A 17072-nucleotide genomic window follows, 5' to 3' on the forward strand; every position below is an offset into this window, starting at 1 on the left:
CTCTTGTTATTATTATCGATAGCCATGCTACGAGGTTTGACTACAAATAATCGCGAATCAAATGTTCCGCAATTTGAATACTGTTGGTCGCCGCACCTTTACGTACGTTATCAGCTACTACCCACAAATTCAGCCCTTGCGGATGGGTAATATCATTACGCACGCGGCCGACAAAGACGCTGTCATGACCTGCCGCATCACCTACTTGGGTTGGGAAATCTTCATTATTTTCCAATAAGATAACCCCGGGCGCAGCGCGCAACAACTGTTTTGCTTGCTCAGCATCTATCGGCTGCATGGTTTCTATATGTACAGCCTCGGCATGGCCAAAGAAAACGGGTACCCGCACTGCCGTGGCATTCACGCGCACGCTTTCATCACCAAAAATCTTTTGCGTCTCCCACACCATTTTCATTTCTTCTTTGGTGTAGTCGTTGTCTAAAAATACATCGATTTGTGGAATGCAGTTAAAAGCAATTTGGCGACTAAAGGTTTCAACTTCTACCGGCCGTCCGTTTAGTAAGGCAGCCGTTTGCTGGGCTAACTCGTCCATAGCCTCTTTACCAGCACCGGATACCGACTGATAGGTCGCCACGTTGATACGCTCAATGCCTACCGCATCGTAAATAGGTTTCAAGGCCACTAACATCTGAATGGTTGAGCAATTGGGGTTCGCAATAATATTGCGATTACGAAAATCGGCCAACGCATGAGCATTTACTTCTGGCACCACCAGCGGAATATCTGCTTCGTAGCGAAATTCAGAGGTGTTATCAATCACCACGCAGCCAGCATCCGCAGCGCGTGGTGCGTACATGCGAGAAATCGCTCCACCGGCAGAGAAGAAGCCAATGTCAACTTGGCTCCAATCAAAGGTGTCGGCATCTTGCACGGTAATCTCTTCGCCACGAAACTGCACCTGGGTACCTGCCGAACGGCTACTGGCTAATGGAAACAGTTCAGCCACAGGAAAGCCACGTGCTTCTAGAATTTCAATCATCTGTTGGCCAACCAGTCCGGTTGCTCCTAATACCGCAACATTAAATGCACGTGACATAACCACTCCTAGCTTTGGTGGGCCGCCTTAGCAGCCTTATTTGAATTGAAAAGTTAATTGTTTTAGGCGCTTACGCCATTCTTCTGTGGCCAGCCAAGAACCACCTTGCACCTGTCCAACACTTAATTCAGGACGATGCGCATAACCACGCCGCAGTTGGTCAAAAGCGGCCGGTTTAGCAGGCTGTTGTCGTAACGCTAAATCATCTTGGCGTATATCATAAATCGCCAAGACCCAGGATGCTAGTGTTCGCCAATCAGGGGCCTCATTTGCCTGCCATAGCTGCGGCTGTACACTTGTCGGCCAAGCTTGCAATAAATCAATTAAGTCTGGCAATTCATGTACGGGCATGGCGGTGCCACTGGCTTGGGCTAACTCGGAACTTGGCAACCAAGACAGCAGTTGCTGCAGTAATTGCAAGGTGCCGGCCACTTTGCCAGCCATGCTATGCCCAGCAATATGCATGGTAGCTAAGCTCAGCCAGGGCAATAAATCCGTAGCTATCTGTGGCTCATGCTCCCACACATCGAGTACCACTCGCAATGGTTGTTGTCGGTTAGCTGCGGCGCGCAAAGCGGACTCTGCAACTACTGGCCCGCGACTTGCGTTAATCAGCACACAATTTGCAGGTAACTGAGCGATACTGGCGTCATCCAGCAAATGGTAGGTAGCGAATGGTCCGCTGCGCGTGAGTGGCACATGACAGCTGATCGCCGCACTGGTTAACACCTGCTGCCAGTTGCCGTGAATCGGCATGCCATCTCGTTGGTTTATCCCCTGCGCTACTAGCGGTGGATCGTAACAATGCACCTTATAGCCCAAACCTTGCAGTCGGGCTCCAGCAGCTTGGCCCGTATGCCCACCACCAATGATGGCCACCGGCCCGGTTAAGGGTGCGTCCTGCGCCAAGGTTAACGCAGCTACGGCACTAGCGACGTAGTCACCCACGGCTTGGGCATTTACGCCTGGGGTACTGACAAACGCAATCCCCCGCGCCTCGCAAGCAGCCGCATCAACATGCTCAGTACCTATAGTTGCGGTACCGATCCAACACACATGCGGAGCTTGATCTAACAGTTCCTTGGTAACTTGGGTAATCGAGCGGATCAGCAGTACTTGGGCTCGCGCTAGTTGGGAAGCGTCGGGCTGGCGCCCACTAAAAGTTTCTAGCTGCAACGCCATCCCTGCTTGCTGACAGGTGCGTACGAGTTGGGCCAGAGCCGGCATACTGGCATCGGCGAGAAGATTGATCATAGATGGGCCACTTTTAGCTCACTAAAACAGACGAGCTAGCTTACAACAAAAAGGTGCGCCTTGGCGCACCTTTTTTGTAAACCATCAACTACCGTTAAGATAGCGGCTTGCAGTAAGCTAGGTTACTGATACTTACGCAAAACCAGCGTGGCATTGGTGCCACCAAATCCGAAGCTATTAGACATCGCCGTCGTAATGTTAGCTGGGGTTGGGCTGGTGACAATATTCATCCCAGCAGCACCTGGATCTAAGTTTTCCACGTTGATGGATGGCGCCACAAAACCATGTTGCATCATCAGTAACGAGTAAATGGCTTCGTGGACACCCGCCGCACCTAGGGCATGACCAGTCATCGCTTTAGTGGCACTGATCATTGGTGTGGTGTCACCGAACACTTCACGAATAGCTTCCAGCTCTTTGGTGTCGCCAACCGGGGTTGAGGTACCGTGTGTGTTCAGGTAATCAATCGGGGTATCAACCGTGGCTAATGCCATTTGCATACAACGCACGGCACCCTCGCCTGATGGAGCAACCATATCGTAGCCGTCTGAAGTGGCACCATAGCCAACAATTTCAGCATAAATATGAGCACCACGCGCCAACGCTGTTTCTAGTTCTTCAATCACCAGAATGCCGCCGCCACCGGCCGGCACAAAGCCATCACGATCTGCATCGTAGGTACGCGAAGCTTTGGTAGGCTGGTCATTGTACTTGGTGCTAAGTGCACCCATAGCATCAAACTCCATGCCTAAGGTCCAATGCAATTCTTCACCACCACCAGCAAACACACGGTCTTGCTTACCAAATTGAATCAGTTCCAAGGCATGACCAATACAGTGCGCCGAAGTAGCACAGGCTGAACTGATGGAGTAGTTCACCCCTTTGATCTGAAATGGCGTTGCTAAACATGCCGACGTGGTAGAAGCCATGCAACGAGGCACCATGTAAGGCCCCACTCGCTTCACGCCTTTTTCACGCATGATATCAGCAGCGGCAACCTGGTGCTCGCCAGAAGCGCCACCGGAGCCAACCACCAGACCTGTGCGTGGGTTTGACACTTGTTCGTCGGTTAAGCCGGCATCGGCTATCGCTTGCGCCATGGCCATGTAGGCATAGGCGGCAGAATCTCCCATAAAGCGTAATGCTTTGCGGTCAATATGATCAGCTGGGTTAGCCCGTACTGGCCCCCAAACCTGACAACGTAACCCCATATCGGCAAATTCTTGAGAAAATTCAATGCCCGAGCGTCCTTGTTGTAACGACTCCAACACTTCTTGTTTGTTCACGCCGATACTCGACACAATGCCAAGTCCGGTAATCACTGCTCTTCTCATTCTCATGTCCTGTCTTGCTGAGCGCTGCTGTATGGTAGCCCACTTCTGAAAAAAAGTGGTCTGCTTTCCGTATTTTTACCTAAAAATTGTTACACTAATGCGCTAGATTAGCCACCTGATTGGATGACTTTTTTGTGAGTAAACTTCCCCCTCAGCCGGTGCAGCCTGCGCAAATCAGCTACAACGACCATGGTTTACCGGTCGCTACCGCTTTTGATGATATTTATTTTACCAACAGCGATGGGCTGGCCGAAAGTCGATACGTATTCTTGCAGCATAACGATCTACCCCAACGCTGGCAAACTCATCCGCATCCGCTGTTTGTAGTAGCCGAGTCTGGTTTTGGTACCGGCTTGAATTTTCTTGCCTGCTGGCATGCTTTTATGCAACAGGCGCCTAGCTCGCTGCGACTGCATTTTGTCTCATTTGAAAAGTACCCCTTAGCCCGCGCTGATTTGCAGCGGGCGCTAGCCCACTTTCCAGAGCTAGCAGAGTTAGCAGCACAACTTCAGGCGCATTACCCAGCGGCCGAGGCTGGGTGTCATCGACTGCAATTTGCCCAAGGCCGGGTCACTCTCGATTTGTGGCTTGGTGACATTCTCGAACTACTCCCTGCGTGGCCTTCGCAACAAAGCGTCGATGCATGGTTTTTGGATGGCTTTGCCCCGGATAAAAACCCCGCCATGTGGCAACCTGAATTATTTAACGCCATGGTCAGTCATGCTCGTGCTGGCTGTACTTTTGCTACCTTTACCGCTGCCGGTGCCGTTCGCCGTGGTTTACAAGCAGCTGGCTTTAGTGTGCTCAAAGTTAAAGGCTTTGGCCATAAACGCGAGATGCTACGCGGCGTTCTTTGCGAGAAAACAGGTTCTGAACCCACAGGGTCCATGCAAAATGGCGCTGCGAGAGCGACTGCTGAGGCGCCTCGGTTAGCCATTGTTGGCGGAGGTATCGCGGCAGCTTGCTTGGCTTGGTCACTGACCCGCCGCGGTCACGCGGTGGCCTTGTATACCACCGGAATCGCTAGCGGCGCCTCAGGCAATGCGCAAGGTGCAGTCTACCCTCTGTTACATGCGCAATTCAGTCCGCTCGCACAGTTTTTTGTCGGTGCCTTTCATCAGGCTCGCCAGTTTTATGCACAGTATGCACCCGCCTGTTGGCATCCAAGCGGAGTCTTGCAGCTCGGCTTTAATCAGGAGCGCCAGCAACGCCAACACAAACTTTTAGCCGCCCAACTGTACCATGCAGAAACCGTGCATGGCTTGAGCGCTGCCGCCACTCAACAACATTGGGCGGCATTACCAGCGCAGCCAAGCTTATTTTATCCGCGCGCCGGTTGGGTCAGTCCGGCCAAACTTGTGGCTGATTTATTGCAGCAATGCGGTGAGTTATTAACCATCATTGAACTAGGAAAAGAACTGGGTAAAGAGCCAAGTAGCGGGCACCAAGCCATTACCGCCATCAAGCCAAATACTTCTGGTTGGCACCTCTATAGTAGGGCTAGCTTAGTTGGTAGCGCTGATTTGCTGTGGGTCGCCGCCGGCGCTGCCATGCAGCAGCTGCTCGCGCCGTGGCAGTTGCAATTCAGTAATGTGCGTGGCCAAGTCACTCAGGTGGCAGCAACAGCAACCAGCAGTAGCTGCCCAACGGTGGTCTGCTACAAGGGCTATTTTACGCCTGCCGAAGACGGTCGTCATTGTGTTGGCGCCACCTACGCGCGCAACTACCCAGCCAGCTTAGCGCAGCAACCACAAACGGCCGATCAGCAGGAAAATTTAGCCACCCTGATTGATAATCTGGGGCCGGCTGCCAGTGCTTGGGCCGAGCAGTTAGAAGCTGTCGCTGACCGTGCCGCCGAGCGCAACACCACCCGCGATCATTTACCCGCCTGTGGCTGGCTCACTCCCACCTTAGCAGTCTTAGGTGGGCTTGGCTCACGCGGGTTTACCAGTGCGCCCTTGGCCGCAGAAATATTGGTCAGCCAATGGCTGCAAGAACCCCTGCCCTTGGCTACTGAGCTGCTGCAGCGGTTGGCTCCGCAACGGCTTCAAGCTGCGCCAGCATAGCCTGTATATGAACCATGTCGGCGGGCGCTAATTCGTGCTTGGCGTGCTCTACTGAAGCACGCACCGCCGGCAAAATGGCTGTGGTTTGGGCCAGTTCTTGCAATTCCAATTGCGCCACCACCAAATCAAAATGGCCGCGCAAGTAGCCGCTGGCAAACAGTTCGTCGTCTGTGCCTGTCACCACCGCACGCTCAAAAACTTCTTCTAATTGTTCCACGTATTGCTGAAACTCTGCTGATGCCATCACCTACTTTCCTTCACCCAAACGTTACTTAAGCCACCTGTTGGCGTGGCTGTTGCAGTGCGCAAGAATACCATAAGCCAAGGCATTTCTGATACACTAGTGCCACCTTGATTGAGATAACGCAATGCTGTGAGGAAGAATGACCACACCGATAGGATTATTCTACGGATCCACCACCTGTTTTACCGAAATTGCAGCGGAAAAAATTCAAGCTCAGTTTGCCCCGGGCGAAGTCGAGCTGTTCAATATCAAAGATGTACCGCTGGCTCATGCAGAGCAGTTCGAGGTGCTTATTTTTGGCCTATCAACTTGGGATTTTGGTGAAATTCAAGAAGATTGGGAAAGCCATTGGCAAGATATCGGCCAGTTGCAGCTCACTGGTAAAAAAGTGGCGCTGTTTGGTATGGGTGACCAAGTGGGTTACACCGATTGGTTTCAAGATGCACTAGGCATGCTGCACGACGAGCTCGCCAGCCACGCCAATACTCGTGGCTGCATTCGATTAGGTTTCTGGCCGAACCAAGGCTATGACTTTGCCGCCTCAAAAGCCCTCATCAACAACGACGAATTTTTTGTCGGCCTAGCGCTAGATGAAGACAGCCAATACCAGTATAGCGATGAGCGTATTGCGCAGTGGTGTGCGCAACTTAAAGAAGAGCTTGCCAGCGTGTGAGCTCTTGTTGCTGCTGGGCTGCGGCAAATCGTAACGCGGCTGAGTGGCCCCATACTGGCCCTGGCCACGCAGGATCATTGGGCTGACGCAGCAGCACATGAATATGCAACTGGCTCACCACATTACCTAGCGCGCCGACATTGAGCTTAACCTTTTGCTGGCGTTGCCGCGCATCCTGTAACAGCATCTCACTTGCTTGTTTGATCTCACGCGCCAACTGCACTTGGTCGGCCTCGCTCAAGTCAACAAACTCGGTCATATCAGCCCGCCGCGGCACCAACATCAGCCACACGTAGCGTTGATCGTCAAACCGTCGCAGCTCACACAACGGCCAGCTTGCTAACCAAAAGCTATCGGCCGCTAAACGTTCATCAAGCTTGAAATTGACATCATCTTTTGGCCCGTTAGTCGTGCTTAGGTTAGTTTCTGCTGGCGCTTTGGTATACCCTGTGTCTGACATTTTGTATTCCGTTTTTCAGTGGATGATTATCATGCAATGTATAACTTTATCTCGGCGCTCAATAGGCGTACTTAGCTTAGCTGGCTTTATTGCTGTGAGCTTGATCAGCAGTACTGCCATCGCAACTCCCGCTCAGCCCTCGGCTCCTTCTGCGGCAACAGCTCCGTCAGCTAGCAACGAGCAAAGCTCGGCTATTGCTACTTTTACGGCAAAGATGCAGCAGCACCAAGGCTTTTTTAGCTTTTATCACGATCAGCACCAAGGCAATATCTACCTCAAAGTGCCACGTGCGCAAACCCAATTTATTTTTCAAACCAGTTTGCCGTGGGGCTTAGGCTCTAACGACATAGGTTTAGACCGCGGTCAATTAGGAGCTACTCGGCTAGCAAGCTTTTTAATTGAAGGCGATAAAGTGTTGTTGCAACAACATAATACCAAGTTTCGCGCTAATAGCGACAATGCGGCTGAGCGCGCCAGTATCGAGCAAGCCTTTGCTAGTTCAGTCATTGCGGGTTTTAAAGTAGTCGCTGCCGATGCCGATGCAGTGCTGATTGATTATACGCCGTTCTTACTCAGCGATACCCATGGCGTGGTGCAACGCTTGGCTCAGAGCAAACAGGGCAACTATAAGGTCAATGGCGCTCAATCCGTGATTTATCCCGCGCGCAGTAAAGCTTTTGCCGACAATACCGAGCTCGAAGCTAAACTCACCTTTAGTGGCCAAGCCAGTGGCAGTTACGTCAACCAAGTGGCCGCCGATGCCAATCAGCTGACTCTGCATTTACATCACTCTTTTATTCGATTACCTGATGCCAATTACCAACCGCGGCAATTTCATCCGCAAAGTGGGTTTTGGAGTGAGGCCCATCAAGACTATGCCGCCCCTTTAGGACAACCACTCACGGTGCAATACATTCCACGCCATCGGTTAAGCGCGACCAACCCGATCATCTATTACCTAGACCCTGGCGTACCCGAACCGGTGCGTACGGCGCTACTTGACGGAGCAAAGTGGTGGGCCGAAGCTTTTGCCGAAGTTGGCTACCCTGACGGCTTTCAAGTACGCGAGTTGCCAGCCGATGCCGATCCGATGGATGTGCGCTACAACGTCATTCAATGGGTGCACCGAGCCACTCGCGGCTGGTCTTACGGCGCGTCAATTATCGACCCCCGTACCGGCGAAATTATCAAAGGTCATGTCACGCTCGGCTCGCTCCGCGTCCGTCAAGATATGCTGATTGCCCAAGGCTTACTGGCACCTTATCAAGACCACACCGAGACGGTCACACAGCAGCAATTACTTGCTGATATCGAGGCCATGGCGCTGGCACGGATTCGTCAGCTATCAGCCCACGAAATCGGTCATACATTGGGGATTGCCCATAATTTTGCCGCCAGCAGCCATGACCGTGCTTCGGTGATGGATTACCCCCATCCTTTAGTAAGTTTAAGCACCAATGAGCAAGGTTTAAGCTTGGCCGGAGCCTACACCGAAGGCCTCGGTATTTGGGATAAGCAAGTGGTGGCTTACGGCTATGGTGACGGCGATTTAGCCAAGGTGATCGAACAGAATCGTCGGTTGGGCTTAAGCTTTATCTCAGACCGTGATGCGCGTGCTCCTGGTGGCGCTCATCCTGATGCCCATTTATGGGATAACGGCAGTGATGCGGTTACCGAACTAGAGCGTATTCTCGCAGTACGCGCCACCGCTTTGCAGCAATTTGGCCTGGCCAACTTAGCCGCTGGCCAACCCTTAAGCCAGTTACAAAATGTGTTAGTCCCGGTGTATTTACTGCACCGCTATCAAGTAGAAGCCGCCGTAAAAATGCTTGCTGGAGTGCATTACGATTACAGCGTGAAAGGTGAACCTTTCCGACCTGTGCGGGCGGTCAATGCTAGCCAACAACAGCGCGCACTGCAGGTGTTAATGAAGACGCTACAAGCCGATACCTTGCGTTTACCCACCGCAATACACGACTTACTCACTGCACCGGCCTACGGCGAGGGCTACGACCGTGAGCGCTTTACTGGGCTAACTGGATTATTGCCAGATACCGATAGCATGGCGGCCAGCAGTGCCCGTTTTACCCTTGATTTGCTGTTACAGCCACAACGCCTAGAGCGCCTCGCGCAACAGCATAGCAAAACGCCAAGTATCCCTAGCATTAGCACTCTGTTAGCGGCCCTAGCAGATACCACCCTAACTCCGGCACAAGCCGCCTCGGCGGATACCCTGACGCAACGTTTAGCCTTTGAAACACTGACTGCGGTGGCTCAGGTCTATCAGCAACAACAGCTCAGTGCGGTCGTCAAAGCTCCGCTGTGGCAGTTTTTACAACAGCAGCAACAGCAATGGCAACAGGCGCCAGCCTCAGCCCATCAAGCCTATGTGGTGTATGCACTCGAGCAGTTGTTAGAGCATCAACGTTGGCCGGTGCCGGCTGCTGCAGCCCTACCACCGGGTTCGCCAATCTAAAGAGTCTCACCTACCCAGCAGGCATAAAAAAGAGGCCAAGTCGTTATCCGACTTGGCCTCTTTTACAAGAGCTTATAACAAGCTTAATACCATTAGAACGAGTAGTTCAAGTTGATGAACACTTGACGACCTAACTGATCGTACTGTGAGTACATCATCGCATTACCGGTAGTGTATGAGTAAGCTGGGCTACCTAATGGTGGCTTCTTATCAAACACGTTAGTAATACCTACGGTTAAATCAATATCGTTTTCAAATTGCTTAGATACTGACGCAGTATGGTAGAACGTCGTTGGCGCTTCAGCTTTAAAGTACACTGGAGTACGACGATAGGTAGTTGCTGAACCTTTGACGTATTCACCGTAGTTGTCAACTTTACCAGCATAACGAGTGGCCCAAGTATAGGTCCAAGTATCACGCTCTAATGACGCAGTAATAGTACCTGAATGACGTGGGTTACCTAACAAGCCTACGTACTGCTCTGGTTGGCTATCGGCTAACTGCTGATAAGTACGTTCGATTTGGATTGTGTGGTCTAAACGTAGACGCAAGTAACCCATCGGAGTATCGTCTTGATAGCTTAACACGGTATCCACACCACGTACGTACTGGCTAGCAACGTTAACGTAACCGCCGTAAACTTCGTCAATACCCCAGTTACCGGTTTCAGTACCATCGTTACGAGTAAAGCGATCACAGAACGGCTCGTTTGCGAAGTCCTCTGAAGTGTAACATTGGTTCAGAATAGCTACGCCGGTGATATCGTCAACTTGGTTGTCGATACGTACTTGGTAATAATCTACTGACGCTGCAACCGTACCTTCTGGGCTACTCCAAACAATACCTACACCTTCAGAGACTGAGGTTTCAGCTTTCAGAGTACCAGCGCCACCACCGGTGTAGGCAGTACCAGAACCGAAGTCTTGTGCGTAATCGCCAGGGATACCGTCAGCTTGACAGTTAGCTAGCACACGCTCGTTGATGGAACCAGCTTCTTGACGCTCTGCCCAATTCCAGCATGGATCGCTACGCTGATCAAAGAACGCTGATTGGTCGCCTAAGTACAATTCAAACAACGCCGGTGAACGGAACGAAGTACCACGTGATGCACGTACGCGCAAATCTTCAGTAATAGCCCAGTTTGCACTGATCTTAAAGGTGGTGTCGCTACCGTAAGTGTTCACGTCAGTCCAACGGGCAGAACCGGTTAAATCTAATGAGTACACACCTGGTAAATCGCGTAGTACTGGAACCTGAATCTCACCATAAGCAGCTACGGTGGTTTGACGACCGGCAGTAATACCAGCGCTACTCATACCCCATGAGTTACCTTGTAAGGTTTGCTCTCCGGGAGTGTCCACAATCGAGTCAGTTTGATAAGCCACACCAACTGCAGTGGCTACGGTACCCGCTGGTAAATCAAATAAGTCACCGGTGATGTAAGCATCAACAGTATCTTGTTTGTAGATGGTTTTACCATGGTCCATACCGAATAAGAAATCACGGGTACCTTGATCAAAGTTACCGCGAACGTATTCTGGATCAAAGAAATCAATCGCATAACAAGCGCGTTGTGAAATAGGTGATACTTCACCTTCACATGGGTCACCCCAGATCGCATTAGCGGCCATTTCTAGCGCATCTTGCATGATAATCTTGGTGTCATAAGTACCGCTGCTTAAGCTACGCTGCCAAGAAATATCCCAGTTCCAGAAGCCTAGTGAACCTTCCAAACCTACCACACCACGGGTGTAGTCGATGGTGGTAACGCTACCAGAGTGATCTGTTACAGCCGTTGGATCTAAATAGACATCACCTTCCCAGCCAGGTACCAAACCAGCCCATGCAGGGATGTAGGGTTCCCAGAATTGGCGGTAGCTGTTGATTTTAGTTTCACGCACACTGTGCAAGATTTCTGAGTAGAAACGTACGTTGTCAGACAAATCATAATCAGCCTGCGCATACAATGACCATGCTTCAGTACGTGGTACCATGGTTTGCAAGTCTTGGTACGGGTGATCAGCATCTACCCAACCATCAGTAAGCTTGTCGTAGCCCACTGGGTACCAACCTTCTGGTACGCCAATGTCACCTGGGTTAACCGGGTTGTAGGTTGGCAAACCAGCTGCTGCTTTAGAACCATCGTAATCGTAGTTCTGAATGGTTGACAGGTAGTTACCTGCGCCGTTGTACCATAACCACATACCGTAAGGTAAATCGTTACAGTGATAGTTACCGGTACGTGGGTCGATCGGATCAGCACGCTCACCAGTGGCTTGATCGATCAAATAACGCTGTTCACAAGCAAAGTGGTCGCGATCTCCACGGGCCAATTCTTGTTGTAAACGGTAATCAGCAACCACACGGAATGATCCTTTATCAAAGGCTTGACCGTAAGTACCATTCAAACGGTAGTTTTCACCACCTGATTCAGTTGGCTGATTAGCACTGAAGTTAATCGCTGATTCATCACCTTTTTTAGTGATAATGTTGATAACACCAGCTACCGCGTCAGAACCGTATAAAGACGACGCACCGTCTTTTAAGATTTCAACTCGTTCAACTGCAGATACAGGAATCGAGTTCATATCAAACGCAGCTACTTGACCACGAGTACCGGCAGGCCCTGCACGGCGACCGTTCAACAATACGAGGGTACGGTTCGCACCTAAACCACGCATTGAGATAGACTCGTTACCAGCACCACCTTCGGTTACGCTACCTACCGACATAGCTGCAGTTAACTGGTTTGAACCAGAAGCCACAGTAGAGGTACGTAGCAATTCACCCAAGGTATTTAAACCTTGTTCAACGGCTAGTTCGGTGGAAATAACTTCAAGTGGGGTAGGATTATCCATACCGTCGGTACGAATACGCGAACCTACAACGGTAATACGTTCCGCTTTTTCTTCCGCATCGGCGTTCTCATCTTGATCAGTGACATCTTGTGCATATGCACCAGCTGATAACAGCGTAGAGGCTGCACCAAAAGCTAAAGCAAGACGTACTGATTTGGCGATGTGACTATCTTTCATCATCTCTCCAGATCATTCTTTATTTTTGTAATCAACAAAAAGTCAGGAAACTTTTTGCCAGAAGCACTGTCGCAAAACAATGACTGACCTTCAATGTATCCAATTTCTTTATAAAATTACAAGTAAATAACGGAATGTTCTTGCTATAGAGCGGGAAATTAGCGACTAACGACGGGCTTAGTTTTCAGTTCTCACCACCGCCAGCTCGAATATCAAACAATTTGTCCAAAAAAAAAGCGCAGGCTTGATAACCCGCGCTTTTTGAGCTAGTTAAACTTAAATCATTAATCGAGCTTGGCAAAAAATGACTCAGGCAACCAACGCGGACGCTGCTGCTGATTAGCAATTTCTTCGCCAATGGCATAGTTGATGTTGGTAAAGACCACGCCGGCATCGTAATTAATGGGTAAGTCGGTCGAGTCGCTAGGGCGATGATAGTGCTCAGCAAAGAACTTACCCCACACTTCACCACCGTTTTCATCTTCATTTTTAGCGGTAAAGCCAGTCATTAAAAATACCGCTGGTACGCCTTTCTTCACGAATGGGTAGTGATCTGAGCGAGTAAAAATCGCCTGTTCGGGCATCGGATCTTCGCTCAGCTCGATACCATACTTGCCGGCTGCGCTGGCCACTGTCTCACCCAAGGTTGAATGGGTTGAGCCAAATGCAATCACGTCGGCAAAATCATACAACAACACCGGCATATCAAGGTTCACGTTAGCTACGATATTTGCCAAAGGCACTGTCGGTTGATGCGCAAAATAGTCCGCACCTAACAGACCACGCTCTTCGGCTGTCACCGATAAAAACAACACCGAACGCTTGGGAGTAACGCCTGATTCCACAAACATCCGTGCCGTTTCTAACATCACAGCAACGCCTGAGGCGTTATCCATCGCACCATTGTTAATGTGGTCGTCTTGGCTTAGATCTTTGGTGATACCAATATGATCTGAATGTGCGGTGTAGAGCACGTACTCATGTTTTAACTGTGGATCGCTACCCGGTAATACCGCCGCAACATTCGGGCTGCTAATTTCTTCGTGGCGAGAAGCGCGTGTAAGCTGTGCTTCAAAACCTAATTCAAAACTAGGCACCGGCTCGCCTGCTTCAGCTGCCGCAAAAATATCCGTTAAGCTCTGCGGAGCCTTAGCAAATAATGGCGCTGCTGCTTCGTGATGCAAATAGGCACCCGCGGCAATATTTTTGTAGGCCACATTGGGTTCACCATTTGGCTGTAACCAGCGCACTGTAGGCGCCCGTTGATACATAGCCCCTACTTCAAAAGGCCTTACTTTTTCGCGCTCTGGGCTATGCAGCGTGATAATGCCTACCGCTCCGCGCTCAGCTGCAAATTTTGTTTTGCTGCTATTCAGGTGGGCACCTTCTTCGCTTGGTAAATCGGCCGGGCGACCGGTGAGCATCACCACAATTTTACCGTTAACATCCACCCCAGCATAATCGTTTAAACCAAACGCTTCGGATACCAAACCATAACCAACAAACACCAGCGGCGCAGTCACATCGTCCTGCTCGGTGTAGGCGCTGGGCCCAGTAATAAACTGCTTAGGATAATCAAACTCAATTTCGGTATCGCCGTTGCGCACGGTGAAAGTGGCTGAGTTTTCTTCTAAGTAGCTCCGTCTGAATTTAATGCGCTGAAAATAAGTGCCATCATCACCAGCCGGCTCTAGGCCCAACTGCTTAAACTCGGTGGCAATGTATTTAGCTGCAATTTCATGCCCCTGACTGCCGGTGTCACGGCCCTCAAGTTCATCACTAGCTAGAAATTCTAAGTGGGCTTGCAAGGTACTGGCATTGGCAGTCACTGCGGCAACAGTGCTGTTATTGCTAGCCTCGGTGTCGGTCACATCATTGCAACCGACCAAGCTTGCCGCGATCAGCGTCAAGCCAAACATCGAAATTAAGCGCATAAAGGGTTCCATTCATGGTGTATTTGTTATTTTTCGCTTCACAGTTTAGCGATAAAGACTACTGGCAACAATAGCCTAAGCAACCACACTGGGTAGGAATGACCCTATTGCCTGGTGCAAAAACCCGTGTTATTGTTACATTATAACATTACACAACCCTGCTTATTTTGACGGTGGAGAAAGTATCAATGCCTGTTGTTCAAGCGACCCTTGCTAGGTCACAGAAACCTATCAAAACATCCATAAAACCACTCAACTTGATGGTATCAAGCTTGCTTGCAGGCGTTGTGGTTACTGGTTTCAGTAGCAGCGCTCTGGCCCAAGACCAAAGCCCAACCACAGCGTCCGAAAGTACCTCAGAGGCAGCACAGCATCAGCACCAAGACACCGAAGTGATCGTCATCACCAGTAGCCCGTTAGCTCGTACTGTCTTAGAATCGGCGCAACCCATCAGCGTTATGGCTGGCGATGAACTGCGTGAAAATCAAGCTCACACGCTGGGCGACACCCTCATGCATGAGCCTGGTATCAACGCCACTCATTTTGCTGGAGTTGCCAGTAGCCCGATCATTCGTGGCCTTGATGGTCCGCGGGTTAAGATCGCCCAAAACGGCTTAGATAGTGCCGATGTCTCACGCGGCTCACCGGACCATGCGGTCACCACTGAAACCTCGGTGGCTGAGCAAGTCGAAATTTTTCGTGGTCCTGCCACCTTGTTGTACGGTAGTGGTGCCATCGGAGGCGTGGTTAACGTTGTTGACCAGCGCATTGCGCAAGATTTTGTCGGCGGCAGTCGCGGCTTTTATGGCGTGAACCTTAATACCGCCAGTAACTTGCGCGATGCTACCGTCGGTTTCAATGCCGATCATAAAAATACCGTCTGGCATGCTGATGCCTTTATTCGTCGTAGCGATGACTACGATGTCCCAAGCTTTACCAATGACGAGGGTGAAAACCTCACTCATATTAACAACAGCTTTGTGGATGCTGAAGGGGTAAACCTTGGCGTCAGTTATCTGTTTGACCAAGGCTACTTTGGCGTTTCTTACGGACGTTTAGAGCAGCAATATGGTATTCCTGGGCATGACCATGGCCACCAAGATGACCATGCTGATGAGCACGCCGATGAGCATGAACACGAGCACGAGGCTGAGGTGCATGCCGAGGTCGGCCCCTTCGCTGATCTTTGGCAGAACCGTATCCAAGTACACGGTGGCTGGCTCACGCCTAGCTTACAAGGCATTGAAAAAGTAGAACTTCGCTACGGTTTTACTGATTATCAACATCAAGAAATTGAAGATCAACTGCCCTCCACCACCTTCACCAACGAACAGCATGAGCTGCGTTTAATCGCAAATCATGGGCCGCTGGCAGGCTGGCAAGGTGCCTTTGGCTATCATTATTTTGACCAGCAACAGAGCGCTTTTGGTGCCGAAGCCTATACTCCAGCCTCAACCACCGAGCGACATGGCTTGTTTTGGTTGCTGGAGCGCGAAATTAACCAAGTCACCTGGCAAACTGGGGTGCGTTACGAGGATGTGAGTGTCAATGAGTACTCATTCCAACCAGTATCCGCATCATTAGGCTTAACTTACCAGCTGCAGCCAGGAGTTCAGCTCTCAGCAAACCTCAGTCATGCCCAACGGGCTCCGTCTGCCAATGAGCTATTTGCCAATGGTCAACACTTGGCAACTCGTACCTACGAGCTTGGCTTAACCTATCAACTCGATACGGTAAGCGAGCACCATCTGCATATTGAACCAGCAACAACGGCACCGCGCAAAGAGCAATCCAACAACATCGATCTTGGCTTGCACCTAAACTTAGCCAGTTTCCATTTAGACTGGACCATGTTCTATAACCGCATTGATGATTATGTATTTAATGCCTACAGCGGCTTTGTTAGCAGCGGCATTGCTCACCACCATGAACACGACGAACATGCCGAACAACCAGGCGACGCTCATGACCATGATCATGGCGGTGCTTTGCCCATCGTCGCCTATCAGCAACGCGATGTTGAACTTTACGGCTACGAATTAAGTAGCCGCTGGGAAGTCACCGAACAGGTTGAGTTCACTGCGTTTAGCGATTACATTCGTGGCCGTGCCCGCGATGGCGGCGACAACCTGCCGCGCATTCCCGCCCAACGCTTAGGTGCTGAGGGTCGTTATCAAGCCGACCAATGGGAAGCCAAGCTAGGCTACACCTGGTACAACAGCCAAACCCGAATCACTGCGTACGAAACCACCACGCCTAGCTATGGCTTACTCAATGCCCAGCTTAATTTATTTCCGGTGGCGTTACAGCAGCATGGCATCACCCTATACCTAAAAGCTGAGAACCTAACCGACGAACTCGGTTTTGTGCATAGCTCGTACCTCAAAGATGACGCTCCCGTTCGTGGACGTAATTTTAGTATTGGTATACGTGGTGAATTCTAGCGCACACAAGGAGCACTTTACCGCACCTTAACTCAGTTGGCGGCCTGCTTTGATACACTGCTTAAATGTTACTTAATGCTACAAGTAAAATTTAA

General features: G+C 50.6%; 11 protein-coding genes. 4 read left to right on the top strand and 7 right to left on the bottom strand.

The features are described from left to right. Positions 1–40: 40 nt before the first annotated feature. The 3 genes from NOG12_RS04025 to fabB form a co-directional block, all read right to left on the bottom strand. Positions 41–1057: an aspartate-semialdehyde dehydrogenase gene (locus NOG12_RS04025; protein ID WP_153825820.1), complete on the bottom strand. Its 1017-nt coding sequence runs from the start codon at positions 1055–1057 to the stop codon at positions 41–43. 36 nt (positions 1058–1093) lie between these two features. After that, positions 1094–2311: a 4-phosphoerythronate dehydrogenase gene (locus NOG12_RS04030; protein ID WP_313932463.1), complete on the bottom strand. Its 1218-nt coding sequence runs from the start codon at positions 2309–2311 to the stop codon at positions 1094–1096. A gap of 122 nt (positions 2312–2433) precedes the next feature. After that, complete coding sequence (gene fabB, locus NOG12_RS04035) at positions 2434–3645, bottom strand: beta-ketoacyl-ACP synthase I (RefSeq protein WP_313932464.1); 1212 nt, start codon at positions 3643–3645, stop codon at positions 2434–2436. A 134-nt stretch (positions 3646–3779) separates the two neighbouring features. Here fabB and mnmC point away from each other — a divergent pair, with 134 nt between their 5' ends. Then, entirely contained in the window at positions 3780–5711 is a 1932-nt protein-coding gene (mnmC, locus tag NOG12_RS04040; RefSeq protein WP_313932465.1) for a bifunctional tRNA (5-methylaminomethyl-2-thiouridine)(34)-methyltransferase MnmC2/FAD-dependent 5-carboxymethylaminomethyl-2-thiouridine(34) oxidoreductase MnmC1, read from the top strand. On the opposite strand, the gene NOG12_RS04045 is transcribed toward mnmC, so the two are convergent. Continuing rightward, on the bottom strand, positions 5656–5955 hold the full coding sequence (locus tag NOG12_RS04045; RefSeq protein WP_110074855.1) for a YfcL family protein: 300 nt from the start codon (positions 5953–5955) through the stop codon (positions 5656–5658). The genes mnmC and NOG12_RS04045 overlap by 56 nt on opposite strands. Before the next feature lie 139 nt (positions 5956–6094). On the opposite strand from NOG12_RS04045, the gene fldB reads away from it, so the two are divergent. Further along, the gene (gene fldB, locus NOG12_RS04050; RefSeq protein WP_313932466.1) at positions 6095–6628 is read left to right on the top strand and encodes a flavodoxin FldB; all 534 of its coding nucleotides are present in this window, start codon (positions 6095–6097) and stop codon (positions 6626–6628) included. On the opposite strand, the gene NOG12_RS04055 is transcribed toward fldB, so the two are convergent. After that, complete coding sequence (locus tag NOG12_RS04055; RefSeq protein WP_110074857.1) at positions 6603–7088, bottom strand: HIT domain-containing protein; 486 nt, start codon at positions 7086–7088, stop codon at positions 6603–6605. The genes fldB and NOG12_RS04055 overlap by 26 nt on opposite strands. A gap of 31 nt (positions 7089–7119) precedes the next feature. Between NOG12_RS04055 and NOG12_RS04060 the strand changes: the two genes are divergently transcribed. Beyond that, positions 7120–9564, top strand: coding sequence for a zinc-dependent metalloprotease (locus NOG12_RS04060; protein ID WP_313932467.1), 2445 nt, complete (start codon positions 7120–7122; stop codon positions 9562–9564). A gap of 92 nt (positions 9565–9656) precedes the next feature. Here NOG12_RS04060 and NOG12_RS04065 read toward each other — a convergent pair whose 3' ends face one another. Together NOG12_RS04065 and NOG12_RS04070 are read right to left on the bottom strand one after the other, a co-directional pair. Next, positions 9657–12602, bottom strand: coding sequence for a TonB-dependent receptor plug domain-containing protein (locus tag NOG12_RS04065; RefSeq protein ID WP_313932468.1), 2946 nt, complete (start codon positions 12600–12602; stop codon positions 9657–9659). Between the two features lie 281 nt (positions 12603–12883). Next, complete coding sequence (locus NOG12_RS04070) at positions 12884–14533, bottom strand: M28 family metallopeptidase (RefSeq protein WP_153825828.1); 1650 nt, start codon at positions 14531–14533, stop codon at positions 12884–12886. A 188-nt stretch (positions 14534–14721) separates the two neighbouring features. On the opposite strand from NOG12_RS04070, the gene NOG12_RS04075 reads away from it, so the two are divergent. Next, positions 14722–16977: a TonB-dependent receptor gene (locus NOG12_RS04075; protein ID WP_313932469.1), complete on the top strand. Its 2256-nt coding sequence runs from the start codon at positions 14722–14724 to the stop codon at positions 16975–16977. Positions 16978–17072: the final 95 nt, after the last annotated feature.

Source organism: Pseudidiomarina fusca (assembly GCF_032227045.1).
Taxonomy (GTDB): domain Bacteria; phylum Pseudomonadota; class Gammaproteobacteria; order Enterobacterales; family Alteromonadaceae; genus Pseudidiomarina; species Pseudidiomarina fusca.